Source organism: Xanthomonas sp. NCPPB 3218 (assembly GCF_056725185.1).
Genome location: NZ_CM161516.1, coordinates 4,031,872 through 4,057,899, shown reverse-complemented (window position 1 = coordinate 4,057,899; position 26,028 = coordinate 4,031,872). Strand labels below are relative to the sequence as shown.

The following is a 26,028-nucleotide window of genomic DNA, read 5'->3' as shown; positions in this document are numbered from 1 at the left end:
GCATCGTGCAGCCATCGCCGCCACGGCGCCCCCAGATACGACTGCGGCCGCATCCCCGGAAGGAAGCGGCCGCAGGGGCCTGCATGCTGGCTTGAATAGCCAGGTTACCGCGTTGAAGCGGTCAACCGAAGCCAACCCGCGGCCGACCAGGCCCGCGTCAGCGTTGCGCGATAAGGCTAGAACTGCACCTGCGCGCGCAGCTCCATCACATGCGGGGTCTCATGCACGCCGTTGCGCGTGGCATCCACCCAGCTGTAGTTGGCCTGCATCTTGAAGTGGCTGGTGAGGTACCAGTTGGCGCCGATGGTGGTGTCGTGCTGGCGCCCGCCGCTGACGCGGTTGTCTTCCAGATCCAGGCGGCTGTAGCGGGCGGTCAGCTCGACCGCGCCGTAGTCGTGCGCCGGCTTGATGTTGCCCGGTACGCCGCCGGCATAGCTGCGCGACTCGCCGGTCAGCGTCCAGGTGCCATAGAGGTATTGGCCCTGCGCGATGTAATGCGGCAGGTTGTCGTTACGCGCCACCTCGGCGCGCAGCGCTTCGCTCTGCAGCGAGAACGGGCCGTGGATCCACACCGCTTCCACGCCGGCGCGGATCACGTGGTCCACATCGAGAATGGTGCCGGTGTCGATCAGACGCACGTCGGTCAGGCCGGCTTCCGGGCGGGCACGCAGGCGCACGCGCGGGCTGAACGACACGCCGCGGCCGTCGCTGAAGCCGCGCGGGTTTTCCACCGAACCGGCCAGGCCCAGGTGCAGCACGTTGCCTTCGGCCTTGAACGGGGTCCAGGCGGCATGCACGGCCTGGGTGGTGCCCGGGTTGTCGCCCTGCAGGTCCTTGCCGCCGTAGGCGCCGGCCTGCAGCAGGTACTGCTGGCGCTCCAGCGTCCATTCCACGCCGGTACGACGGCCCTGGAACACCGCCTGGATCGGCAGGCCCAGTTCCATGAAGCTGCCCGCACGCGAGCTCTGCACCGCTTCCAGACCCACCGGCACCTTCATGTAGCCCATCCGCACGCGACCGTAGTCCTGGCCGAACAGCGCCTTGGTCTCGACGCGGAAGAACACGTCCAGCCACAGCTTGGACTCGAAGTCGAAATACACCATGGCGTCGTAGACGCCCTTCTTCTTGAGGGTGGCGCCGAATTCCTTGCGGCGGAAGTCGGTGCGGTCTTCCAGGCGGTCGTCGCCGGAGAAGTTGTTGTCGTCGTAGGCATAGTTGCCGGTCAGGCCGAGCTCGGTGCCATCCCCGAAGGTGTATTTGGTGGGCCAGTTTTCCAGCGAGGTGGCCGCATTGGCGGCAGCGGGCGCGGCGGCGATGGCCAACGCGAGAACGAGCGGATTGAGGCGCATAGGTGTGGTCTTCGGCAAGGAGAAGGGGCCGGGCGTCCTGCCATGGCGGTCGCACTGAACAGCTTCAGCAAGCGCGCAGGTTCCGGACGGCCAACAACACAGGAATCGGTGTCTGCGTTAAACGGAATTAACGGCCGGTGGCGGCGCGGCTGAAGTGTAAGGCGACGTTCAGCCCGGGGACAGTGCGTAGTACCAATGGGCTATCGGCTCGGGCTGTGACGTACGGCCAGAATGCCCGCACCGGGTACCTGCTCAGGCACCCTCTATGTTCCCTCGGAGTGGCGTCATGCACATCAGCAAGCCTGCCGGCCCCTTGCCGGCGCCCGTCCCGTTTTACCGTCAGCTGTATTTCCAGGTGGTGGTGGCGATCGTCCTGGGTGCCCTGCTGGGCCACTTCGAGCCGACCTTCGCCGAAAGCCTGAAGCCGCTGGGCGATGCCTTCATCAAGCTGGTGAAGATGATCATCGCCCCGGTGATCTTCCTGACCATCGTCACCGGCATCGCCGGCATGACCCACCTCAAGACGGTGGGCCGGGTCTTCGCCAAGTCGATGACCTACTTCCTGTTCTTCTCCACGCTGGCGTTGATCGTGGGCATGATCGTGGCGCACGTGGTGCAGCCCGGCGCCGGCATGAACATCAACCCGGCCGAGCTGGATCAGAGCGCGGTCAATACCTACGTGCAGAAGTCGCACGAGCTGAGCCTGGTCGGCTTCCTGATGGACATCATCCCGGCCACGCTGGTCAGCGCCTTCGTCGATGGCAACATCCTGCAGGTGCTGTTCGTGGCGGTGCTGTTCGGGATCGCGCTGGCCCTGGTCGGCGAGCGTGGCCGCCCGGTGCTGAGCTTCCTGGAAGCGCTGACCGCGCCGGTGTTCCGCCTGGTGCACATGCTGATGAAGGCCGCGCCGATCGGTGCGTTCGGTGCGATCGCCTTCACCATCGGCAAGTACGGGGTGGAATCTCTGGTCAACCTGGCCTGGCTGGTGGGGTCGTTTTACCTGACCTCGCTGTTCTTCGTGCTGGTGATCCTGGGCATCGTGTGCCGGTTGTGCGGCTTTTCGGTGCTCAAGCTGATCCGCTACCTCAAGGCCGAACTGCTGCTGGTGCTGGGGACCTCCTCGTCGGAGTCGGCGCTGCCGTCGCTGATGGAGAAGATGGAGAAGGCCGGCTGCGAGAAGTCGGTGGTGGGCCTGGTGGTGCCGACCGGCTACTCGTTCAATCTCGATGGCACCAACATCTACATGACCCTGGCCGCGTTGTTCATCGCCCAGGCCACCAATGTGGACCTGAGCCTGGGCCAGCAGATCACCCTGCTGGCGGTGGCAATGCTCAGCTCCAAGGGCGCGGCCGGCGTGACCGGCGCCGGCTTCATCACCCTGGCCGCCACGCTGTCGGTGGTGCCGGACGTGCCGGTGGCCGGCATGGCGCTGATCCTGGGCGTGGACCGCTTCATGAGCGAGTGCCGCTCGCTGACCAACTTCATCGGCAACGCGGTTGCCACCGTGGTGGTGTCGCGTTGGGAAAATGCGCTGGACCGCGACCAGCTCAAGCTGGTGCTGGATGGCGGCTCGCCGCCGTTGCAGGCACCGGTGGCCTCGACCGACGTCGTCGCCCCGATCAGCGCACGCTGATGCTTCCTACGGCCCTGTATTCCGTCGGCGCTGCCGGCGGGGTGCAGGGCCGTTTCCGCTTCCAGCCCACACTGGCCGCAACGCACGACGCGCTGCAGCCTGCGATCTTCCTGCCACGCCGACAGCTGCGCGACAGGCCCTTGTTCAGGCAGGAGGGTAGAATTCAGCCCTCCTGCGCCTTCGAGACCCACACAGCCGATGTCCAACGACGACTTCAAACAGGCCGCCCTCGACTACCACCGCCAGCAGCCGGCCGGCAAGATCAAGGTCACCGCGACCAAGCCGATGCTGACCCAGCGCGATCTGTCGCTGGCGTATTCGCCGGGCGTGGCCTTCGCCTGCGAGGCGATCGTCGAGGAACCCACCCAGGCCAGCGAGCTCACCGCGCGCGGTAATCTGGTGGCGGTGATCACCAACGGCACCGCCGTGCTGGGCCTGGGCAACATCGGTCCGCTGGCCTCCAAGCCGGTGATGGAAGGCAAGGGCGTGCTGTTCCAGAAGTTCGCCGGCATCGACGTGTTCGACATCGAGATCAACGAGAACGACCCGGACAAGCTGGTCGACATCATCGCCAGCCTGGAGCCGACCTTCGGCGGCATCAATCTGGAAGACATCAAGGCGCCGGAGTGCTTCATCGTCGAGCGCAAGCTGCGCGAGCGCATGAACATCCCGGTGTTCCATGACGACCAGCATGGCACCGCGATCATCGTCGGCGCCGCCGTGCTCAACGCGCTGGTGGTCACCGGCAAGAAGATCGAAGAGGTCAAGCTGGCCACCACCGGCATGGGCGCGGCCGGCATCTCCTGCGTCAACATGCTGGTCTCGCTGGGCCTGAAGCCGGAGAACATCCTGGCGCTGGACCGCGACGGCGTGATCCACACCGGCCGTACCGACCTGGACCCGGACAAGCAGCGCTACGCGCGCGATACCGACAAGCGCACCCTGGCCGAGATCGTCGAGGGTGCGGACATCTTCCTGGGCCTGTCGGCGGCCGGCATCCTCAAGCCGGAGATGGTCGCGAGCATGGCGCGCCAGCCGGTGATCTTCGCGCTGGCCAATCCCAACCCGGAAATCACCCCGGAAGCGGCCAAGGCGGTGCGTCCGGATTGCATCATCGGCACCGGCCGTTCGGACTACCCGAACCAGATCAACAACGTGCTGTGCTTCCCCTACCTGTTCCGCGGCGCGCTGGACGTGGGCGCCACCGGCATCAACGAGGAAATGAAGATCGCCTGCGTCAAGGCGATTGCGGCGATGGCGCGGCGCGAGGCCTCCGACCTGGGCGCGGCCTATGGCGGCGAGACCCCGAGCTTCGGCCCGGAATACCTGATTCCGCGTCCGCTGGACCCGCGCCTGCTGGTGGAGCTGTCGTCCGCCGTTGCGCAGGCGGCGATGGATTCGGGCGTGGCCACGCGCCCGATCACCGACATGGAGGCTTATCGCGACAAGCTCGGCCAGTTCGTCTACCGCACCAGCCTGATGATGAAGCCGGTCTATGACCGCGCGCGCGCCGACAAGCAGCGCGTGGTGTATGCCGAGGGCGAAGAGGAAGTGGTGCTGCGCGCAGTGCAGAACGTCGTCGACGAAGGCCTGGCGTTCCCGATCCTGATCGGGCGCCCGGACGTCATCGAGGCGCGCATCGAGCGCATGGGTCTGCGCCTGACCGCCGGGGTGGACTTCGAGATCACCAACATCCTCGACGACCCCCGCTTCAACGAATACTGGCAGTACTACCACGCGCTCACCGAGCGTCGCGGCGTGACCGTCACCGCCGCCAAGGAACTGATGCGCTCGCGTCCGACCCTGATCGCGGCGGTGATGGTGGCGCGTGGCGAAGCCGATGCGATGCTGTCGGGCGTGGTCGGCCGCTTCCACAAGAAGCTGGGCTACGCACGCAGCGTGATTCCGCTGGAGCCGCGGGTGAGCTCCACCTCGGCGATGACCGGCGTGATCAACCAGCTGGGCGTGTTCTTCTTCCTGGACACGCATGTGCAGGAAGACCCGACCGTGGAGCAGGTGGTCGAGGCGACGCTGCAGGCTGCGTACCGCCTCAAGCTGTTCGGCATCGAGCCCAATATCGCGCTGCTGTCGCACTCCAACTTCGGCAGCCACGACTCGCGCGATGCGCTGAAGATGCGCCAGGTGCGCGAAGCCCTGCTCAAGCGCAAGCCCGAGCTCAACATCGACGGCGAAATGCAGGGCGACACCGCCTGGGACGAGGCGCTGCGCAAGCAGATCATGCCCAACAGCACGCTCAAGGGCCGGGCCAACCTGTTCGTGCTGCCGAACCTGGAAGCGGCCAACATCGCCTACAACCTGGTACGCGTGTTCACTGACGGCGTGGCGATCGGCCCGATCCTGATGGGCATCTCCAAGCCGGTGCACATCCTCACCACCAGCGCCACCTCGCGCCGGGTGATGAACATGACCGCGATCGCGGCGGTGGATGCGCAGATCCGCCGGCAGCGCGATGCCGAGAAGACCGTCAGCGAAAAAAATAGCGATTGAGATCCCCCACCGGGAAACATCAAAGACCGATCCGCTAGCGGCACCCCACGTGCCGCGCCAACGCCCCTCTCCCATCGGGGCGACAAGGCACTGCTTGCGCGCCACTGGCACGCGTGCCTTAAAGCGCCCGCGCCGCAAGCGCGGGCCGGCGCGCGGAGCGGGGGGGAAGGGGACGGTTCACTAGCGCTGCTGACGTTGCAGTAAAACCCCGCTCCGGCAGCCCCCGTGCAATTCCGTCGATTGCGTGAGCGGGTGCCTGCATCCTGCAGTCGCCTGCCTGCAGAAAGCAGCGCGATCAGCGATGCGAGACCTGCGCCTCAACGCGCCGCAGGCTCAGCCCCCAGCAACTCGATCTCCGCCAGCTGCAGTTTCGCAGGTGCGCTGAATCGCAGCCGATACTCGGCATACGCACCCGGGGAGGCAATGCGAAACGGCCGCGTCTGCAATGGCCAGTCAAACGTTTCCTCGCGGCGCTGATCGACCACCTTCCAGGCACCATCGGCCGTCCGCGCTTCCAGCGTCCATCCGCTCGCCGCAATCGCCGCGTTGCCGCTGGTCAGCGTGTAGAGCGTCGGCGTGCCGCGCGCCATGCCGCTGAACGTCAGTGCCGATGCCGATGCAACTGCAGCGACCGTCCCGGCATCGTCGTCATGCAGTGCCGGGACATCGCCACCATCGGCCAGGGTGATGCGCGCCGTGTCTCCGAGCACATCGCGCAAGGGGGCAGGGCGTTCACCCGCAGGCGTCAGCGATGGAGGCGCATCGTCCGGCCCGGTACCCCAGCGCGAGGGCGTCGGCCCCATGACGAAGTCCAGCGTCGCACCCCTGGCGATGTCTGCATGCGGCAACCAGGTCTTGCGCCAGGGCTTGCCGTTGACCTTGAGCGATTGCACGTACACGTTTTGCGGCGAATTCTGCAGCGCATTGACCGTCAGCGTCCCGCCGTTCGGCAAACGCAGGCTGGCCTGCGTGAACAGCGGCGAGCCGATCACATAGTCAGGCGTACCCATGCGCAACGGATACAAGCCCATCGCTGCGAACAGATACCACGCCGACATTTCGCCATTGTCCTCATCGCCGGGGTAGCCCTGGCCGATCTCGCTGCCCAGGTACAGGCGCGCCAGGATCTCGCGGGTCAGGCGTTGCGTCTTCCACGGCTGCCCGGCGTACAGGTACATCCACGGGATATGGTGCGCGGTCTGGTTGCTGTGCGCGTACATGCCCATGCGCACGTCGCGCGCTTCGGTCATTTCGTGGATGGTGGAGCCGTAAGAGCCGGCGAACCTGGCCTCGGCGGTCTCGGGGGTGGCGAAGAACGTATCCAGTTTCGCTGCCAGACCGGCGCGTCCTCCATACAACGCGGCCAGGCCTTGCCCATCGTGCGGTGCGGTGAACGCAAACGTCCAGCCGCTGGATTCGGTGTAATCGTGGCCCCAGACGCGCGGATCGTACCGTGCCGCGTCCACGCGCCAGATGCCGTCCGGGGTGCGGCCCTGGAAGAACCCGATCGCCGGGTCGAACAAGGCCGAATAGCCCGCTGCGCGATGACGGAAATACACAGCCTCGGTCGCGTAACGCTCGCGCGCCGTGGCTGTTTTCGCCTGTGTGGCCAGCGCATCGGCCATGTTGGCGATACCGAAGTCGTTGAGCGCGCCTTCCATCGACCACGACATGCCTTCGTGGGTGTCGGTATCGGCATAACCGCGAAAGGTCGAACGCGCCATGCCCTTGCGGCCGACATGCCTGTCGGGCGCCACCACGGTGGCGTTCTTGCGTGCGGCAACATACGCCTCGAGCGGATCGAAGCCCTGCACGCCCTTGAGCCAGGCATCGGCAAAGGCCACGTCGGAACTGGTGCCGACCATCAGATCGGCATAGCCGGGCGACGACCAGCGCGCCACCCAGCCGCCCGCGCGCGACTGCTCCAGAAAGCCTTGCACCAGCGCACCGGCATCGTCGGGCGCGAACAAGGCGTAGGCCGGCCACGCGGTGCGAAAGGTGTCCCACAAGCCGTTGTTGACATAGACCCGGCCATCGCGGATCGGCGCAAAGCTGCGCACCGCGCTGCCATCGATGTTGTCGTCCGACCAGCTGCTCTGGCTGGCGTAACGCCAGTCCGGTGCGCTGGCGCTGCCGACGTTCTCATGGCCGGAGTTGGGATACAGGTGCAGGCGGTACAGGTTGGAGTACAGCGTGGTCTTCTGGTCGGCGGTGGCATCGGGCACCTCCAGGCGTCCCAGCAATGCATCCCAGGCGTCCTGCGCACGCGCGGCAACCTGCTCGAATGTCGCCTGCGGCGCGATTTCCAGGGCCAGGTTGTGCCTGGCCTGATCCAGCGAGATCAGCGAGGTGGCAATGCGCATCTGCACCTGCCGGGTGCTGCCGGCATCGAACTTGATCCAGCCGGTGGGCCGGCCGGTATCGCTCAGGCCGCTGGCTTTCCACGGCGTGTCGAAGCTGGCATAGACATACATGCGCGTGGCCCCGGTCGATAGCCCGCTACGCACATCGGTGTAGCCGGAGAGCGTCTGTGTTGCCGCATCCAGGCGCAGCGCGCCGCGCGCGTCCACATTGTCGAACACCAGATTGGCATCGCCCTGCACCGGGAAGCGAAAGCGGAACAGCGCGGCATGGTCGGTCGGTGCGATCTCGGCCTGGATCCCGTTGTCCAACCGCAGCGCGTAGCGATAGGGGCGCGCAGTTTCATTGGCGTGCGAAAACGCCAGTGCACGCTGTTTGCGATCGGCTGGCGGCACGCCCGCGGCCAACGACGGCATCACCTGAAAGGTCTGGCGGTCGCCCATCCACGGGCTGGGCTGATGGCTGAGCGACAACGCCTGCAGGCGCGGGCGATTGTCCGCATCGTTATGTTCGTTCCAGCGATACAGCCAGGTCAGCGTGCCCGCATCGGTCACCGGCGTCCAGAAGTTGAAGCCATGCGGCACGGCCGTTGCAGGGAAATTATTGCCGCGCGAGAACGTGCCATTGGACTGCGTGCCGCGCGTGGTCAGCACCCAATCCGACGGACGCGTTGCCGGCGTCAGCGGCACCTCGGCAAGCGCGATGTCGTCGATCCAACCGGCACTGGTCGCGCCTGCGGGCGGCGCAACGTCCAGCTCGATCGCACGCACACGGCGGCCACGCAGGCCGGGCACGTCGCCCAGCCGCACCGCCTTGCGCGCCCATTGCTGCGGATACAGCGTCTTCGACTCGCCTTGCGCCTGCGCAGCTGGCGCGACGCCATGCTGATCCCGCGCAGCGCTGGCAGACACGCGCGTGCCGTCGTCCAGCAGCAGATCCAGTGACACGTAGGTCGATGCCACATGCTCGCCGCCCACACTCTCCGGCAATACCAGCCACGACAGCGTCGTATCGGCACCGATCGGGACATCGGCGGTAAACAGGGTGCGCCGCCCACCTGCAGCATGACCTTGATACCGCAATGCATGCGCACCGCTGTAGCCGGCGTTGGGCTTGGCCGCATATGGCGCGGCCGGGCCGGTACCGATGGCAATCTGCACCGGCCCGGCCGCCGCGCTCACCGGCAACGGCTGCCCGGGCTCGAACGAACTCGAAAACTCAATCGCCGCGCTCACCGACAGCGGCGCAGCGCAGCCCAGGGCGACAACCAGCCGGAGCCACAGCTCACGCGGGTGCAACAGCACAACAGACGAGGTCACGTGGCGATGTCTCCTTAGGGTGCGATGCCGCAGGGCAGGTCCGGCCGAGTGCTGCGGGCGATCCGGACACGGGGCGCAGGCACGGGGCGGTGCGCCATGGTCAGGCGATGATAAGCGCGATGTCCGGGTGGGGTGGCGCTGCCGTGCCTGTAGGGGGCCAGGCGCTGCTGGATCTTTAGCATCTCTCGAGGTTGCCGGCGCCCGCGCTGGCGCCGGGACCATCGCCACCCGAACCGGCGTCACCCGCTCAATGGGCCGATCACCACGCAGGCTGCTAGAATCCGCGCTCTGCCTTTGCCTCTACGATCGTGCCGCCATGAGCCAGACCGCCACCGCGCCCGCCAATGCCGAATCGCGCTACACCGTGCATCGCAGCGATCTGCCGCTGAGCTGCCCGACACCGCAGATGGCGTTGTGGAACTCGCATCCGCGCGTATACCTGCCGATCGAAGACGAGCCCAACTGCGAAGCCAAGTGCCCGTACTGCGGCGCGCTGTTCGTGCTCGCCGACTGATCCTGGCCGGATGCACCGCCTGACCGTGGTGCAACTGCTGCCGGCGCTGCAGTCCGGCGGCGTCGAGCGCTCCACCCTGGAAATCGCTGCTGCGCTGGTGCGCGCCGGCCACCGCGCGGTGGTGGTGTCGGCCGGCGGTCGCCTGGTCCAGCCGCTGCTGGAGGCCGGTGGCGAACATCTCACCCTGGACATCGGGCGCAAGTCGCTGCTGACCTTGCGTCATGTGGTCGGCCTGCGCCGGTTGTTCGCCGAACTGGGCGCCGACATCGTGCATGCGCGTTCGCGCCTGCCGGCCTGGCTGGGCTGGTACGCGTTGCGCGGCATGCCGCCAGCCACGCGGCCGCGCTTTGTCACCACCGTGCACGGGCTCAACTCGCCCAGCCGCTACAGCGCGGTGATGACCTACGGCGAGCGGGTGATCTGCGTGTCGCAGACGGTGCGCGAGTACGTCTGCACGCACTATCCGCAGACCGACAGCGCATGCTTGCGCACGATACCGCGCGGTGTCGATATCGCGCAGTTTCCGCGTCGTCCGCATCCGGATCGCCGCGCGCGCGCCTGGGCACAGAGCATGCTGCCCGGCCTGCCGGCCGATGCGCCCCTGCTGCTGCTGCCCGGGCGCGGCACCCGTCTGAAGGGGCACACCGACGGTCTGCAACTGCTCGCCGACGTGCGCGCTGCCGGCGTGCCGGCCTGGTTGTGGCTGCCGGGCGCGCGCGAGCCGGGCCGCGAAACCTATCTGCACGAGCTGGAAGCCGAGGCCACCGGGCTGGGCGTGGCTGAGGCGGTCGCCTTCACCGAACCCACCGCACGCATCGCCGAGGCCTACGCCGCCAGCGATCTGGTGCTGCAGCTGTCGCGCAAACCCGAGGCCTTCGGCCGCACCGTGGTGGAGGCCTTGTCGGTGGGTCGGCCGGTGCTGGGGTGGGCGCATGGCGGCGTCGGCGAGCTGCTGGCCGAGTTGCAACCCGGCGGCGCGGTGCCGGCCTTCGATGCCGCTGCCTTGCGCACCCAGGCGCTTCATTTGCTGCAGCAGGCGCCGACAGCGCCCGCCGTGCTTCCCTACACGTTGCAGGCCATGCAAGCGGCCACCCTGAAGGTCTATGACGAACTCCGCCGCTGAGGCCATCCCTCCCGCGTCCGTGCTGACGCCCGATGCCGGTCGCTGGGCGCCGCTGTGGGTGATCCTGTTCGTGGCCCTGTGGCCCACGCCCGGGCTGGCCGAGACGGTGTTGTCGCTGGGCGCGCTGTTTGCGGCGTATCGCCTGCTGCATGCGCGCTTCCGCGGCGGCACCCGGCTGCTCAGCGGTGCGGCCTGGGCGCTGACCAGTGTGTTGTTCTTCGCGTACTGGTTGCCGCAGATGCTGTCGGCGTTCGATGCGGTGGACGTGGGCCGCGCGCTGCGCAAGTCGGCCACCGATCTGCGCTATCTGCCTTTCATGTGGTTGTGCGCGATCGCGGTGGCCAATGCGCAGCGGCGTCGGCGCACCTTCACCGGCCTGGCAGTGATTGGCGCGGTGTGGACGCTGGATGCGCTGCTGCAGGCCGCGTTCGGCAACAGCCCGTTGTTCTTCGGCCTGGATCAGATCAAGCAGCTGATCAGCGGGCATGGCCTGTGCACGCCGCAGGAGCTGGCCCTGGTCGACCGCCTCAGCGGCGTGCTGGGGCCGTGCAACCTCAAGTTCGGCCAGACCCTGGCCAGCCTGTCGCCCTTCCTGTTGCTGGCGCTGGGCCGGCGCCATGCCTGGGCCTGGGCAGGCGCTGCGGCGGCGGTCGGGGTGGTGTTGGTGCTGGCCGGTTCGCGGGCATCGTGGATCACCTATGGCGTGATCGTGCTGTTGTCCGGCTGGCAGTTGCTGGGTGGCCGTCGCCTGCTGGGAGTGGCGCTGATCGGCGCGCTGCTGGCGGCCGGCGTGGTGGCGGTGGCGCCGCAGGCGCGCGAGCGGATCCAGCGCACCGCCCTGGCCTTTAGCGATGGCGAGCAGGGCGTCGACCAGGCCCTGTCCGGGCGTGCGCAGATCTGGGGCGCGGCGCTGTGCATGATCCGCGCGCATCCGCTCAATGGCGTGGGCGCACGCGGATTTCGGCAGGCGTATCCGGCCTGCAATCCGGCCCCCGCGCAGGCGCCGGCATGGGGCGACGGGCCGGCCTTCCATGCGCACCAGATCGTGCTGGAAATCCTGGCCGAAACCGGGGTGATCGGTTTGCTGCTGTGGCTGGCCGGTGCGGCCCAGGCCTGGCGCGCGTGGCGCTATTCCAGCCTGGCCGCGCGCGCGCAGGCACGCCCGGCAATGATCGCGCTGGTGGCAACCGTGTTCCCGCTCAATACGCATCTGGCGTTCTATTCCAGCTTCTGGGGCGGGCTGAGCCTGATGCTGGCCGGCCTGTATGCCGGTGCCTTGCTCAACGACGACGCAGATCAGCCGCCGCGCTGACCCGCCGCACATCCGTGCGTTGCGGCTTCTGCACGCAGCGCAGGCATGAGGCCCGCCGACATCAGCGATAGAATTCGCTGCGCCCGCCCGGCTGGCGCTTGAAGCGCCGATGGATCCACAGGTACTGGTCCGGCGCCTCGCGCACCATGTCCTCGATCGCCGCATTGACCTGCGCGGTATCGGCGATCACATCGTCGGAGGGGATGTCTGCCAGCGGCGGTGCGATCTTGAGGATGTAGCGGCCACCTTCGCGCCGATGGAAGTACGGCACCACCGCGCAGCCGGTCAGCCGCGCCAACTGGTGGGTGGCGGTGATGGTGGAGGCCGGATGCCCGAAGAACGGCACGAACACCGTGTCCTTGCCGCGCATGTCCTGATCCGGCGCGTACCACAGGAAACCGCCGCGCTTGAGGTGCTTGATGGTGGCGCGCAGATCCTCGTTGGCGAACATGTGCGTGGCATAGCGCAGCCGCCCGCGCTTGACCGCCCACTCGAACACCGGGTTGCGATGCCTGCGGTACATGCCGGCCAGTGGCACGTAATCGCATAGCAGCCGCCCGCACATCTCCAGCGTCATGAAGTGGCCGGACACCAGCAACACGCCGCGCTTTTGTTCCTGCAGACGCTGCAGATGTTCCAGCCCTTCGACCTGCACACCCGGCCGGATGACATCGATGCTGCCCCACCAGGCACGTGCGAATTCGAACAGGCCCACGCCCAGCGCATCGAAACTGTCGCGCAACAGCCGCGCCCGCCAGGCATCGTCCTGTTCGGGAAAACACAGCTTGAGGTTGACCTCGGCAGCGCGCCGACGTGTGCCGGCCAGGCGCATCGCGATCCAGCCCACGCCACGGCCGAGCGCGCGCTGCAGCGTCCAGGGCAGGCGCCCGGCGATCACCATGACGGCAAGGGCCAGATACATCGGCCAGTGCCTGGGGTTGCGCAGGGAAGGGCGGACAGCGACGTTGGCGGGTTCGGACATGCGTCAATTCTAAGGGATCACGCGCGCGCGTCGGCGTGCACATGCGCACGCCGCAACGCTCCCGTATCCTGCAGCGATGCGGAAAGACCCGATCGAATGGCTGTTGCGCGGACTGTACTCGGCGCTGTTGTACCTGTTGCTGCCGGTGACGGTGTACCACCTGGTGTGGCGCGGTTTTCGCGTGCGCGAATACTTCAACCGCTGGAACGAGCGCTATGCCTCTTACACGCATGCCTGCGGTCGCCCGCGCGTATGGGTGCACGCGGTGTCGGTGGGCGAGGTCAATGCCGCCGCGCCGCTGGTCAATGCCTTGCGCGCGCAGCGTCCGGATATCCGCTGGGTCATCACCACCATCACCCCCACCGGCTCCGAGCGCGTGCGCGCGGTCTGGGGCGATGCGGTGGACCACGTGTATCTGCCCTATGACGTACCTGGCAGCGTTGGCCGGTTCCTGGAGCATTTCCGGCCGCGCCTGGCGTTGATCCTGGAAACCGAACTGTGGCCGAACATGTTGTTCGGCTGCCGCGACCGCAGGATTCCGGTGTACATCCTCAATGCGCGGCTGTCGGCACGCTCGCTACGCGGCTATCGCCTGCTGGCGCCGTTGATCAGCCGCGCGCTGCGCAGCGTCACCTGCGTGGCGGCGCAGTCGCACGACGATGCCGAACGCTTCATCACGCTGGGTGCGCGGCCCGACCAGGTGATCGCACTGGGCAATCTCAAATTCGATATCGCCGCGCCTGCGCAGTTGCAGGCGCTGGTCGCGCAGTTCCATACGCAGGTGCCGGCAACGCGGCCGGTGTGGATTGCCGCCAGCACACACGAAGGCGAGGAAGCGGCCGTGGCCGACATCCATGCGCGCCTGCTGCTGCAGTTTCCTGACCTGCTGATGTTATGGGCGCCGCGCCACCCGGAGCGCTTTCCCAAGGTCGAGGCCGTGGCGCGCGAGCGTGGCTGGGCCGTGTCCACGCGCAAGAGCCAGCAATGGCCGCAGGCGCGCGACAAGGTGTTTGTCATCGATACCCTGGGCGAGCTGATGAGCTTCTACGCCTGCGCACAGGTCGCCTTCGTCGGCGGCAGCCTGCAGCCGATCGGCGGGCACAATCTGCTCGAACCGGCAGCAGTCGGCACGCCGGCAGTCACCGGCCCGCATCTGCACAATTTCTCGGAGATTTCGCGGCGCATGCGCGAGGCCAATGCGGTGGCCATCTGCGACGATGCCGACTGCGTCTACCACGATCTTGCGCGCCTGCTCGGCGACCCAGCCCAACGCGAGGCGATGGCCGCGGCGGGGCTGGCCTTGGTCGCCAATGGCAAGGGTGCGGTGGCGCGGACGCTGGTGCAGATCGCGCCGGACCTGCCACCGGTGGTGAGCGAGGGCGCGGCGTCCTGAGGATGTCACTGCGCCTGCACTGCAGCGCTGCAGTGATCCTGCCGCAGTCACGCTAATGCGTGTCATCCAACGGCCTTGGAGTGCCAACAGGACGTGGCGATCGCGCAATCGTGTGATCAGCCGCTTTGGGCGTCATCTGGAGAGTCTCAAGCCGCATTGGTCGAGCGTGCGGTGTCCTCGCCGCTCGCGGGACACGCCGTGAATCGGTCCGTGGAGGCTCGGTGGCGGCATCCCTGCCGCCACACGGTCCCGCAACCGGCGAGGACACCGCAGCAGAGAGTTCGCCGGTTGCTTTGTTGAAATTGCTTGCAAACCTGCACGCCGACCATCTCGACTGGTCCTTGCCCGTTCACCGTCGCGGGACCTGACGCGGCATGGAGGCCGCGTAAGAGCTTACTGGGACCTACTTGCGGCGTGTCCCGCGATGGTGGGCGGGCAAGGGCCCTGCAGCCAAGTCGCAGATCAGCGGCTAATGCCGCAGTCATCGCAGGGATCGCACGCAGCCAGGTACGCGCGTGCATCGGACATAAAAAAGGCGGGCTGCGCCCGCCTTTTTAGTTACCTATCCGCCCGCATTACTGCAGCGAGCCACTGCCCTGCAGCTTGGACTCGGCATCCTGCGACAGCAGGCGGTTCACGTCCTGCAGGTCGGTGATGTCGAGCTTGCCGATCGCCTGGCCCAGCAGCAGACGGTTCTGCAGGAAGTTGTAGCGCGACTGCGCATAGTTCAACTGCGCCTGGAACAAGGTGCGCTGGTTCTGCACCACGTCCAGCACGGTGCGCGTACCGACTTCCAGACCCACTTGCGAAGCGTCGTATGCGGCCTGTGCGGAGACCACGGCCAGGCGGCGTGCTTCCACTTCGCTGATGCCGGCGACCACGGTCTGGTAGGCATTGCGCGTGTTGCGATCCAGCGCGCGCTTCTGCTGCTCGTAGGTGTCCTGCTGGATATCGCGACGCGACAGCGCCTGACGCACGGCCGACTGGGTGGCGCCGCCGGCGAAGATCGGAATCGACAGCGTGATGCCGATCGAATCGGTATCGATGTCGCGGCCGCTGGTAGTGAAGTTGCCGGCCGCCTGATCGACGGTGCCTGCGCCTCCCCAGCTGTTGGTGCGGCCGATATTGGCGCCAAGGTTCAAGGTGGGGTAGTGGCCCGCACGCGCGGCATTGACCTGCGCCTCGGCGGCGCTGACCTGCAACTGCTGCGCCTTCAACGCCGGATTGTCGGCGATGGCGGTGGCTACCAGTTGATCGACGTTGGCATAGGCGGCCGGTACTTCCGGACGGAACTCTTCCGGCAGTGCACGCAGGCTGACCACCGGCTGGCCGGTGAGCTCGGTCAACGCCTGGTAGTAATCCTTCAGCGTGTTGCGCGCGTTGATCGTGTCGGCACGCGCCTGGTCGTACTGGGCACGCGCTTCGTGCACGTCGGTGATCGGGGCCAGGCCCACTTCCAGGCGCTTGTCGGCGTAGTCGAACTGTTTCTTGGCGGCCGCTTCGTTGGTCTCTGCCGCCGCCAGCGATTCGATGCCGACCAGTACCTGGAAATACGCCGCCGAGGTGCGGGTGATCAGGTCGTTGTTGGCCGATTCCAGCGTGAAGTCCGCCGCCTTGGCCACTTCGCGCTGTGCACGCAGATTGGCGAACTGCGCCCAGTTGAAGATGGTCTGGTTGCCCTGGATCGCGTACTGACGCTGCTTGGTGGTTGAGCGGCCATCCACGCCTTCCAGCTCGCGGTGCGACTGGGTGTACCCGGCGGTGCCGTCCAGCTGCGGCAACAACGCCGCACGCGCCTGCACCTGACCTTCCCGATTGACCAGGCGAGTGGATTCGGCCACTGCCAGCTGCGGATCGCCGTTGCGGGCCATTTCGTAGACCTGCAGCAGATCGGTGGCGTTCGCAGCCATCGGAGACAGGGCGGCGGCCAGCGCCAGGACGAGGGATCGGCGGATCATCGGGGAAGCTTCCTTGGGAATCAGAATTGGAATCGGGGCGTCGGTGCGGCGCCCTGGAGATAGGCGAGGTCGGTTTCGAACAACGATTCGATGCGCGGCGCGTTGACGTCGCCACGGACCAGGACCGCTTCCATCACTGGATCGTGACCGCGCACCACGAACAGCCGGCCGTTCGGGCGCAGCCACTGCAGCCACTGCGTCGGCAGCGACTCGACCGCGCCGGTCACGCAGATGGCATCGAAGCGACGCTCGCTCTGCCAGCCGAACACGTCGGCGGTCTCGATCCGCACATTGCTGCCCAGGCCGCTGCTATCCAGATTGGCGCGTGCAGCGGCGGCCAGTGCCGGGTCGATCTCCAGGCTCAGCACTTCGCGGGCCAGCGCGGCCAGGCAGGCAGTGGAAAACCCGCTGCCGGTGCCGATTTCCAGCACGTCTTCGCCCGGCTGCAGATCCAGCGCCTGCAACATGCGGCCTTCCACTACCGGCTTCATCATCTTGTGGCCGGCCGACAGCGGGATTTCCACATCGACATAGGCCAGGGTCTTGTAGGCCTCGGGCACGAAGGCCTCGCGCGGCAGGCGCGCCAGCACCTCGAGCACGCGCAGGTCCAGCACGTCCCACGGCCGGATCTGCTGTTCGACCATCTTTTCGCGGGCCTGGGAGAAATCGATCGTCATGGTGCGGTTATCCAACGCGGTGGGGCAGGCATTTTACCGGTGCACGGGGCAACTGGCGCATCTAGCATCGCTGCGCGCCGCCAAACGGCGCAGTGCCGGAAGTCATCGCCACCAAAGGCCGGGGGCGGTCAGCGCGGCGCATACGCCCTCAGGAAGAAATCCACGCTGGCCTGCAGGTGCTCGTCCACCTGCGCGCGGGTGGGCTGGCCATGCAGGCCGCACATCATCAGCGCATACAGCTCGCCCTTGAGCAGGCAGAAGAACTGCGAGGCCGCACGCGCCACGTCGTCGATCTTCAGCTGGCCATCGGCCACGCGCGCGGACAGGAAATCCGCCAGCGCCTGCTGGGTTCGCTTGGGGCCGGCGTCCCAGAACATCTCCCGCACATGCACATCGCCGGTACCGGGCGCCATCATCATGCGGTGGGTGGCGATGGCCGAGTCGGTGCTGACCATGGCGAAGAAGGCGTCGGCGATTTCGATCAGCTGATCGCGCAGCGCGCCCTCGGGGGCATGGTCGAACAGGTCGTCCGGCATCATGTGCTGGCATTGCGCACGGATCGCCTCGGAAAACAGGCTCTCCTTGTCGCCAAAATGACTGTAGACGGTGAGCTTGGACACGCCCGCCTGCGCGGCGATGCCATCCATGCTGACACCGGCATACCCCTGCTCCATGAACATGGTGCGGGCAGCGCCCAGGATGGCGGCGCGTTTCCCAAGATCCTTGGGCCGTCCAGGGCCGTTGCTCTTGGCCTTGGACTTGAGGGGGGGCGAGCTGGACATGCCGCCAATACTAGACCATCGGGTTCTATATTTATACTCGCCGCCCGCGCTGCGCCTTGAAGCACTCAGGAAAGATCGCGCCACCGCGTTAGCTGCGCCCCCGCTTGGTGATGGCCAATAATTGTTTCAACTGAATGCCTCCCGGTGTCATGGTGCGTCCCATCCTTGTGGGGAATCCACCTAGGGCGCCGAAAAACCCCCGGTGATAGATTGACTAACGGTCTGTCGGCGCATGTCGGCAGCCTCTTTTGCCGGCACGACGAGGGGATGGGAGAGCGTGGACAGGGTCGGGGCGCATGCGCATACAGGCTGCGTCCGCAGCACATGCGTGCGGCGGACCGGGCTGCTGTGGCGATGGGCGTTGCTGGCCTGCATCCTGCTCGGCGTGTGGCCGGCCGGCGCCCAGCCGCCGACCCATACCGCGTATCACACCGTCACGCGCTGGAGCATGGACGACGGCCTGCCGCACAATCTGGTGCATGCGGTGGCGCAGGGCGCCGATGGCCTGATCTGGCTGGGCACCTGGGAAGGCGTGGCGCGCTTCAACGGCCGCGACTTCACCGTGTATGACCGCCAGAACACACCGGGCGTCGAGCTGGGAGGCGTGTTCGTGGTGATACGCGACAGCACCGGCGGGATGTTGTTCGGCACCGCATTCGACGGGGTCTACCACTACCAGGACGGCCACTGGCAGCAACTGGGCGACGCTTCGGCGCGGCACCTGGCGGTCAGTGCGCTGCTGCGACGCGCCGACGGCGCGCTGTGGGTCGGCACGCCGCAGACGCTGTACCGCATCGAGCCGGATGGGCGGGTGGTGGACGTCGGTCGCCAGGCCGGCCTGCCGCGCGCGCGCATCACCGCGCTGGCGGCCGAGGGCAGTGGCGATTTATGGGTGGGTACCGAAGTCGGGCTCTATCGTCTGCCCCGTGACGGCAGCGCAGCCGAGGCCTGGGGCAAGGCACATGGGATGCGCGCCGCACCGGTGCGGCGGCTGGCCGGCGATCGTCAGGGCGGCCTGCTCGTTGCAGGCGACGACGGCGTGTGGTGGTGGAGCCGCGGCGGCGGCCTGCAGCGGTTCCGCCAGGGCCAGCGCGTGGATGCATTGCTGCTGGACCGGCGCGGACATCTGTGGATGAGCCTGCCCTCGGGCACGCTGGTGGTCCACAGCGGTGCGAATGCGCCCGACGAACAGATCGCCATTTCAGGAGTGGCCAGCCCGGCGCTGCTGGAAGACGCCGAGGGCCTGATCTGGGTCGGCAGCACGCACGGCCTGTTCCGCATTGCCGAGGGCGCCGCGCACGGCATCACCCACGAGGACGGGCTGGCCTCGGACTATGTGCGCACGGTGTTGCAGACCGGCGACGGCACCGTGTGGGTGGGCAGCGCGGTGGGCCTGGACCGCTGGCGCAATCGTCAGATCAGCCGCGTGTCGGTGGTGCCGAACCAGGGCGGACGCGTGCTGGAGCAGTCGGTGCTGGCCCTGGCCGACGCCGGCGATGGCGGCGTCTGGGCCGGCACCTACAGCCAAGGTGTGGTGCGGCTGGATGCGCAAGGTCGCGTGCTGGCGCGCATCGGTGCGGCCGACGGCCTGCCGTCGCTGTCGGTGCGCGCGGTGTTGCCGGATGGCCAGACGCTATGGATCGGCACCACGGCCGGGCTGGTGCGCTGGCGCGATGGCAAGGCACGCCGCTACACCGCCGCCGACGGCGTACCCGATGGCTCGGTGCAGGTGCTGTATCGCGACACGCTGGGCACCGTGTGGATCGGCACCGATCGCGGCATGACCGCGCTGTCGGCAAACGGCAGCACGCGCGCATGGCTGGGCGAGCAGGATTTTCCCGGGCAGAACGCCTTCGACTTCCTGCGCGATGCCAAGGGCGACCTGTGGATCGCCAGCGATCGTGGCCTGCTGCGGCTGAGTGGTGAGACCTTTCGCGTCTACGACCACCGGGTCGGGCTGCCGCGCGACAAGGTGTTCCGGGTGATCGATGACGGCCGCGGTTATTTCTGGTTGTCGAGCAACCATGGCGTGTTCCGCATCGCGCGCAGCGACTTCGACCAGCTCGATGCCGGGACGCGCGAGCAGTTGAGCGTGGAGGTGGTGGATCGCAGCGACGGCATGCCCGGCAATCAAGGCAACGGCAGCAGCGCGCCGGCCGGCTGGATGACGCAGTCCGGGCAGCTGCTGTTCCCCACCGCTGCGGGCCTGGGCGTGATCGATCCGGCGCGCGTGGGCACCTTGCAAGGCCATCGCGTGCCGATCGTGTTCGAGCGCCTGCTGGTCGACGGCATGGTGCAGCCGCTCACTGGCCTGCATCGCTTCGGTGCGGAGACCCGGCGCATCGCCATCGGCTATGCCGGGTTGAATTTCCGTGGCCCGGACAAGGTGCGCTACCGCTACCGGCTGGAGGGCTTCGACCCGGACTGGGTGGACGCCGACAGCACCAGCGAGGCGGTCTACACCAATCTGCCGCCGGGGCGCTTCCGCTTCCGTGTCCAGGCGATGTCGCTGCCGGTGGACTGGCGACAGACCGCGCTGTTGGGCGAATCCAGCCTGGTGATCGCGCTGGCGCCGCCGTGGTGGCGCCGTGGTGAAGTGATCGCCCTGGGCATCCTCGGGCTGGGCAGCCTGATCTACGGGTTTTATCTGTGGCGTACCGCCAGTTATCGCCGCCGGCAGCGCCAGCTCAATACGGTGATCGACGCACGCACACGCGAGCTGAGCGACAAGAACCTCGCGCTGCAGCAGGCCAGCCAGGAGCGCGAAGCGCTGATGCGCCAGCTCGAATACCGCGCCAGCCATGACGTGCTGACCGACCTGCCGAATCGCCGCGAGGCCGAGCGGGTCCTGCAGCAATGGTTCGACGATGCGCACGCCGGTGGCGCCCCGTTGGCGTTGGTGCTGATGGATATCGACCACTTCAAGCACATCAACGACGAATACGGCCACGAGGTCGGTGACGCGGTGCTGTCCGCGATCGGCGAAGCGCTCAGTGAACAGGATCGGGCGCAGTGCTTTGCCGCGCGCCACGGTGGCGAAGAGTTTCTGCTCGCGGCAGTGGGTGTGGACGCGGCACAGGCGCGCGCCTTGTTCGAGCGCATGCGCCAGCGGCTCGCCGCGATCGCTGTCCAGACGCAGGGCACGACGGTGCGCTGCACCGCCAGCATGGGCATGGCGATGAGCGATGAGGCACCGAGCCGGCGCGAATTGCTGGCGCTGGCAGACCGCCGTCTGTACCACGCCAAGCGGCTGGGGCGCGATCGGTTGGTGGATCAATAAGGCTGCTGCGTTGCCGGCTGCGTGGAGTTGCCGCGCTCACGTCTGCAACTGGTCCGCCTGCGCATGCAGCAACGCGACAAATGCCTGCGCGGCGCGCGACAGGGTGCGCCCGCCATGGGTCACGCAGCCCAGCTCGCGCGACAGCGCCACGTCGGGCAGCGGCAGCGCCACGATCTGATGGTCGATCATGCGCTCCGGCAACACGCTCCACGCAAGGCCCACCGACACCAGCATCTTGATCGTCTCCAGATAGTTGGTGGTCATGCGCAGGCTCGGCACCAGGGCGCGCTCGGCGAACAGACCGGCGACGATGCGATGGGTGAACGTGCCCGGGTCCGGCAGCACCGCTGGATGCGCCACCACATCTTCCAGCGACACCCCGCGCAACGCGGCCAGCGGGTGATCCGGCGCCACCACGAACTGCAGGCGGTCATGCCAGATCGGTTGCGCGCGCAGCGGCGCACGCGTATCGGGTGCCAGCGTGGTGACCGCCAGCTCCACCTCGCCGCGCAGCACCGCGGCATAGGCCAGCTCCGAATCCAGAAACTGGATGTCCAGCGCGGCCTGCGGGTGTTGCGCAGCGAAGCCGCGCAGCAGGGCGGGCAGGCGATGCAGGCCGACATGATGGCTGGTGGCCAGGCTCAGGCGCCCACCGACTGCCGCGCCAAGATGCTCCAGCACGCGGCGGGTGTCCTGCAGCTCGGCCAGGATGCGTTGCGCACGCGGCAGCAGGGCCTGGCCGGCCTCGGTCAGCACCACCTGGCGACCAAGGCGGTCGAACAGCCGCGCCGACAGTTGCGCTTCCAGCAAGGCGATCCGCTTGCTCACCGCCGGCTGGGTGAGATGCAAGGCCTCGCCGGCTGCCGAAAAGCTGCCGCTCTCGGCGATCGCCACGAAGGCGCTGAGGCTTGCCAGGTCCATTTCCATTCCCAAATTTCATTTGTTGAATAAACAATATGAATTTGCGTTATCCAAGGCAAGCTCCTAGCATCGAACGCAGCCAGGTGGGTGCTCCCACCATCCGCCAACCGGATCGCCGCAATGACTGCCAAGACGCTGTACGACAAGCTGTGGGACCTGCACGAGGTCACGCGCCGCGACGATGGTTCGTCGCTGATCTACATCGACCGCCACATCCTGCATGAAGTGACCTCGCCGCAGGCGTTCGAAGGCCTGCGCCTGGCCGGGCGCAAGCCCTGGCGCATCGACGCCAACATCGCCACGCCCGACCACAACGTGCCGACCACGCGTGCCGAGCGCCAGGGCGGGCTGGAGTCGATCTCCGACGAAGTCTCGCGGCTGCAGGTGCAGACCCTGGACGAGAACTGCGACGACTTCGGCATCCTCGAGTTCAAGATGAACGATGCGCGCCAGGGCATCGTGCATGTGGTCGGCCCCGAGCAGGGCGCCACCCTGCCGGGCATGACCGTGGTCTGCGGCGATTCGCACACCTCCACCCATGGCGCGTTCGGCGCGCTGGCGCACGGCATCGGCACCTCCGAGGTCGAGCATGTGCTGGCCACGCAATGCCTGATCGCCAAGAAGATGAAGAACATGCAGGTGCGCGTGGAAGGCACGCTGCCGTTCGGCGTGACCGCCAAGGACATCGTACTGGCGGTGATTGGCAGGATCGGCACCGCCGGCGGCAACGGCCATGCACTGGAATTTGCCGGCAGCGCGATCCGCGCGCTGTCGATGGAAGGCCGCATGACCATCTGCAACATGTCCATCGAAGCCGGTGCGCGCGTGGGCATGGTGGCGGTGGACGAAAAGACCATTGCCTACGTGCAAGGTCGCCCGTTCGCGCCCAAGGGCGCCGACTGGGAGGCGGCGGTCGCGTTGTGGCGCACGCTGGTCTCCGATGCCGACGCGCACTTCGACACGGTGGTGGAGCTGCGCGCCGAAGACATCAAGCCGCAGGTCAGCTGGGGCACCTCGCCGGAAATGGTGCTGGCGGTGGATCAGCAGGTGCCCGACCCGGCAACCGAACAGGATCCGACCCGGCGCGATTCGATCGAACGCGCGCTGAAGTACATGGGCTTGCGCGCAAACCAGCCGATCACCGAGATCCGCCTGGACCGCGTGTTCATCGGCTCGTGCACCAACTCCCGCATCGAAGACCTGCGTGCGGCCGCTGCGGTTGCGAAGGGCCGCAAGGTCGCCTCCACCATCAAGCAGGCGCTGGTAGTGCCGGGCTCGGGTCTGGTCAAAGCGCAGGCCGAGGCCGAAGGCCTGGACAAGGTGTTTCTGGACGCCGGCTTCGAATGGCGCGAGCCGGGTTGCTCGATGTGTCTGGCGATGAACCCGGACAAGCTGGGCAGCGGCGAACATTGCGCCTCCACCTCCAACCGCAACTTCGAAGGCCGCCAGGGCGCCGGCGGCCGCACCCATCTGGTCAGCCCGGCGATGGCCGCAGCGGCGGCGGTCAGCGGGCATTTTGTTGATGTGCGTGACCTTGGGGATTCGGGAATAGGGATTCGGGATTCGTAAAAAGCGCTCCACCATCCCCAGCCTTTTCGAATCCCCAATCCCCAATCCCCAATCCCGGCCTCTCTCAATGACCCCTTTCACCCAACACACCGGACTGGTGGCGCCGCTGGATCGCGCTAATGTCGATACCGACCAGATCATTCCCAAGCAATTCCTCAAGTCGATCAAGCGCACCGGCTTCGGGCCGAACCTGTTCGACGAGTGGCGCTATCTGGACATCGGCGAGCCCGGTCGCGACAACAGCCAGCGCCCGATCAATCCGGAGTTCGTGCTCAATTTCCCGCGCTATCAGGGCGCCAGCGTGTTGCTGGCACGCGAGAACTTCGGCTGCGGTTCCTCGCGCGAGCACGCGCCGTGGGCGCTGGACGAATACGGCTTCCGCGCCGTGATCGCGCCCAGCTTTGCCGACATCTTCTTCAACAACAGCTTCAAGAACGGCCTGCTGCCGATCGTGCTGGCCGAAGCGGAAGTGGACGCCCTGTTCGAGCAATGCCTGGCCGCCGAGGGTTACCAACTCACCGTGGATCTGGCCGCACAGCGCGTGCGGCGCCCCGATGGCGTGGAATACGGCTTCGACATCGATGCATTCCGCAAGCACTGCCTGCTCAACGGCCTGGACGACATCGGCCTGACCCTGCAGGACGCCGATGCAATCGGCCGCTTCGAGCAAGGCCATCGCGCGCGTCAACCGTGGCTGTTCGGCGCGCTGCAGTAAGGTCGCCGGCGGTCACCGATGAGCCGGTCATGCCAGGTGTGTGTGGCGCGATGTTGATTTCCAAGGCGCTGCGGCGCCAACTGACGAGGATTGCATGAGCAAGCAGATTCTGATTCTTCCTGGCGACGGCATTGGCCCGGAGATCATGGCCGAAGCGGTCAAGGTGCTGACGCGCGTCGATGCGCAGCACGGACTGGGCTTCAGCCTGGTGTACGACGAACTGGGTGGCGCAGCCTACGACAAGTACGGCAGCCCGCTGGCCGACGAAACGCTGGAGCGCGCACGCGCCGCCGACGCAGTGCTGCTGGGCGCGGTCGGTGGGCCGCAATGGGACACCATCGACCCATCGTTGCGCCCGGAGCGGGGCCTGCTCAAGATCCGCTCGCAGCTTGGGTTGTTCGCCAATCTGCGTCCGGCACTGCTGTATCCGCAGCTGGCCGAGGCCTCCACGCTCAAGCCGGAGGTGGTGTCCGGGCTGGATCTGCTGATCCTGCGCGAGCTCACTGGCGGCATTTATTTCGGTCAGCCGCGGGGTACGCGCACGCTGGAAAACGGCGAGCGTCAGGCCTACGACACGCTGCCATACAGCGAAAGCGAGATCCGCCGCATCGCCAAGGCCGGTTTCGAGATGGCACGTTTGCGCGGCAAGAAGCTGTGTTCGGTGGACAAGGCCAATGTGCTGGCATCGAGCCAGCTATGGCGTGCCGTCGTCGAAGAAGTGGCCAAGGATTATCCGGACATCGCGCTGTCGCACATGTACGTGGACAACGCGGCGATGCAGTTGGTGCGTGCGCCCAAGCAGTTCGACGTGATCGTGACCGACAACATGTTCGGCGACATCCTGTCCGACCAGGCGTCGATGCTCACCGGTTCGATCGGCATGCTGCCCTCGGCCTCGCTGGATGCCAACAGCAAGGGCATGTACGAGCCGTGTCATGGCTCCGCGCCGGATATCGCAGGCAAGGGCATCGCCAATCCGCTGGCCACCATCCTGTCGGTGGCAATGATGTTGCGCTATACGTTTGCGCAATCTGCTGCCGCTGATGCGATCGAGCAAGCAGTCGGCAAGGTGCTCGACCAAGGCCTACGCACCGCCGACATCTGGTCGGAAGGCACGACCAAGGTTGGCACGGTGGCAATGGGCGATGCAGTGGTGGCCGCGCTGTAACAGCGATCGCTTCCTTGATGCGTCGTGGCTGTCCTGGTGGCTATCGTTCTTCTGACGATAGCCACTTTCGTTTGGTTGACCGATTCGTGATCACATCATTCGACCGAGGCGCTGGCATGAAATCGGCGGCTGTCGTGCGCAGGACTGGTCGGCACGCAGGGGCGGTAGGCGGCGCGGCGCCGCATCTGGTGTCGGGACACGCCGTAAATCCATTCCTGGAGGCTCGGTGGTGGCATCCAGGCCGCCACACGGTCCCGCCCCCGGACGCGACACCACGCTCCCAAGATTGCTACTGCTGATCGGCAAGCAATGCGTCAAGCACGTGTTGATGCCTGCGGACTTCCTGGCCGATGTAATCGGCAAGCCATCTATCTGCTCACATCGCCAGGATGGACGCTACGAACGACCTGCATGCCCAGCATGCCCTCTGCATTTCTTTCCGCACCCGATAGCAATTGGTGGCG

General features: G+C 66.9%; 17 protein-coding genes. 10 read left to right on the top strand and 7 right to left on the bottom strand.

Annotation, left to right across the window (positions count from 1 at the left end; all coding sequences use genetic code 11):
• Nucleotides 1–176: 176 nt before the first annotated feature.
• Nucleotides 177–1,349, bottom strand: coding sequence for an OprO/OprP family phosphate-selective porin (locus AC1PLS_RS16765; RefSeq protein ID WP_016902551.1), 1,173 nt, complete (start codon nucleotides 1,347–1,349; stop codon nucleotides 177–179).
• A gap of 286 nt (nucleotides 1,350–1,635) precedes the next feature.
• On the opposite strand from AC1PLS_RS16765, the gene AC1PLS_RS16760 reads away from it, so the two are divergent.
• On the top strand, nucleotides 1,636–2,982 hold the full coding sequence (locus AC1PLS_RS16760; protein ID WP_184433552.1) for a dicarboxylate/amino acid:cation symporter: 1,347 nt from the start codon (nucleotides 1,636–1,638) through the stop codon (nucleotides 2,980–2,982).
• 198 nt (nucleotides 2,983–3,180) lie between these two features.
• Nucleotides 3,181–5,490: an NADP-dependent malic enzyme gene (locus AC1PLS_RS16755; RefSeq protein WP_481103877.1), complete on the top strand. Its 2,310-nt coding sequence runs from the start codon at nucleotides 3,181–3,183 to the stop codon at nucleotides 5,488–5,490.
• Between the two features lie 317 nt (nucleotides 5,491–5,807).
• Here the strand turns inward: AC1PLS_RS16755 and AC1PLS_RS16750 are convergent, their stop codons facing one another.
• Complete coding sequence (locus tag AC1PLS_RS16750; RefSeq protein ID WP_481103876.1) at nucleotides 5,808–9,170, bottom strand: GH92 family glycosyl hydrolase; 3,363 nt, start codon at nucleotides 9,168–9,170, stop codon at nucleotides 5,808–5,810.
• A 316-nt stretch (nucleotides 9,171–9,486) separates the two neighbouring features.
• Between AC1PLS_RS16750 and AC1PLS_RS16745 the strand changes: the two genes are divergently transcribed.
• Genes AC1PLS_RS16745 through AC1PLS_RS16735 form a run of 3 tightly spaced genes read left to right on the top strand, consistent with a single transcriptional unit; the run spans nucleotide 9,487 to nucleotide 12,119 of the window.
• A complete protein-coding gene (locus AC1PLS_RS16745; protein ID WP_016902555.1) occupies nucleotides 9,487–9,684 on the top strand; it encodes a zinc-finger domain-containing protein in 198 nt (65 codons plus the stop codon).
• A gap of 10 nt (nucleotides 9,685–9,694) precedes the next feature.
• Nucleotides 9,695–10,807 carry a glycosyltransferase gene (locus tag AC1PLS_RS16740; RefSeq protein WP_481103875.1) on the top strand — a complete coding sequence of 371 codons (1,113 nt, stop codon included), beginning with the start codon at nucleotides 9,695–9,697 and terminating at the stop codon, nucleotides 10,805–10,807.
• Nucleotides 10,788–12,119, top strand: a complete 1,332-nt coding sequence (locus AC1PLS_RS16735; RefSeq protein WP_481103874.1) for an O-antigen ligase family protein — start codon at nucleotides 10,788–10,790, stop codon at nucleotides 12,117–12,119. The genes AC1PLS_RS16740 and AC1PLS_RS16735 overlap by 20 nt, the downstream gene beginning before the upstream one ends.
• A 61-nt stretch (nucleotides 12,120–12,180) precedes the next feature.
• Here AC1PLS_RS16735 and AC1PLS_RS16730 read toward each other — a convergent pair whose 3' ends face one another.
• The gene (locus tag AC1PLS_RS16730; protein ID WP_104571392.1) at nucleotides 12,181–13,101 is read right to left on the bottom strand and encodes an LpxL/LpxP family Kdo(2)-lipid IV(A) lauroyl/palmitoleoyl acyltransferase; all 921 of its coding nucleotides are present in this window, start codon (nucleotides 13,099–13,101) and stop codon (nucleotides 12,181–12,183) included.
• 76 nt (nucleotides 13,102–13,177) lie between these two features.
• On the opposite strand from AC1PLS_RS16730, the gene waaA reads away from it, so the two are divergent.
• Nucleotides 13,178–14,494 (top strand): lipid IV(A) 3-deoxy-D-manno-octulosonic acid transferase, encoded by a 1,317-nt coding sequence (waaA, locus tag AC1PLS_RS16725; protein ID WP_481103873.1) that lies wholly within the window; start codon nucleotides 13,178–13,180, stop codon nucleotides 14,492–14,494.
• A 575-nt stretch (nucleotides 14,495–15,069) separates the two neighbouring features.
• Here waaA and AC1PLS_RS16720 read toward each other — a convergent pair.
• The 3 genes from AC1PLS_RS16720 to AC1PLS_RS16710 all read right to left on the bottom strand — a co-directional run bounded on the left by AC1PLS_RS16720 (nucleotide 15,070) and on the right by AC1PLS_RS16710 (nucleotide 17,911).
• A complete protein-coding gene (locus tag AC1PLS_RS16720; RefSeq protein WP_102580728.1) occupies nucleotides 15,070–16,452 on the bottom strand; it encodes a TolC family outer membrane protein in 1,383 nt (460 codons plus the stop codon).
• A gap of 20 nt (nucleotides 16,453–16,472) precedes the next feature.
• The gene (locus tag AC1PLS_RS16715) at nucleotides 16,473–17,129 is read right to left on the bottom strand and encodes a protein-L-isoaspartate O-methyltransferase family protein (RefSeq protein WP_024938983.1); all 657 of its coding nucleotides are present in this window, start codon (nucleotides 17,127–17,129) and stop codon (nucleotides 16,473–16,475) included.
• Nucleotides 17,130–17,257: 128 nt separating this feature from the next.
• Nucleotides 17,258–17,911: a TetR/AcrR family transcriptional regulator gene (locus tag AC1PLS_RS16710; RefSeq protein WP_065032828.1), complete on the bottom strand. Its 654-nt coding sequence runs from the start codon at nucleotides 17,909–17,911 to the stop codon at nucleotides 17,258–17,260.
• 232 nt (nucleotides 17,912–18,143) lie between these two features.
• On the opposite strand from AC1PLS_RS16710, the gene AC1PLS_RS16705 reads away from it, so the two are divergent.
• Nucleotides 18,144–21,191, top strand: coding sequence for a diguanylate cyclase (locus tag AC1PLS_RS16705; RefSeq protein WP_260297848.1), 3,048 nt, complete (start codon nucleotides 18,144–18,146; stop codon nucleotides 21,189–21,191).
• Nucleotides 21,192–21,227: 36 nt separating this feature from the next.
• Here the strand turns inward: AC1PLS_RS16705 and AC1PLS_RS16700 are convergent, their stop codons facing one another.
• A complete protein-coding gene (locus AC1PLS_RS16700) occupies nucleotides 21,228–22,112 on the bottom strand; it encodes a LysR family transcriptional regulator (RefSeq protein WP_481104511.1) in 885 nt (294 codons plus the stop codon).
• 120 nt (nucleotides 22,113–22,232) lie between these two features.
• On the opposite strand from AC1PLS_RS16700, the gene leuC reads away from it, so the two are divergent.
• From leuC to leuB, 3 genes are all read left to right on the top strand, one after another.
• The gene (gene leuC, locus AC1PLS_RS16695; protein ID WP_102255905.1) at nucleotides 22,233–23,681 is read left to right on the top strand and encodes a 3-isopropylmalate dehydratase large subunit; all 1,449 of its coding nucleotides are present in this window, start codon (nucleotides 22,233–22,235) and stop codon (nucleotides 23,679–23,681) included.
• Between the two features lie 67 nt (nucleotides 23,682–23,748).
• Nucleotides 23,749–24,396 carry a 3-isopropylmalate dehydratase small subunit gene (leuD, locus tag AC1PLS_RS16690; RefSeq protein ID WP_481103872.1) on the top strand — a complete coding sequence of 216 codons (648 nt, stop codon included), beginning with the start codon at nucleotides 23,749–23,751 and terminating at the stop codon, nucleotides 24,394–24,396.
• A gap of 94 nt (nucleotides 24,397–24,490) precedes the next feature.
• The gene (gene leuB / locus AC1PLS_RS16685; protein ID WP_046344201.1) at nucleotides 24,491–25,564 is read left to right on the top strand and encodes a 3-isopropylmalate dehydrogenase; all 1,074 of its coding nucleotides are present in this window, start codon (nucleotides 24,491–24,493) and stop codon (nucleotides 25,562–25,564) included.
• Nucleotides 25,565–26,028: the final 464 nt, after the last annotated feature.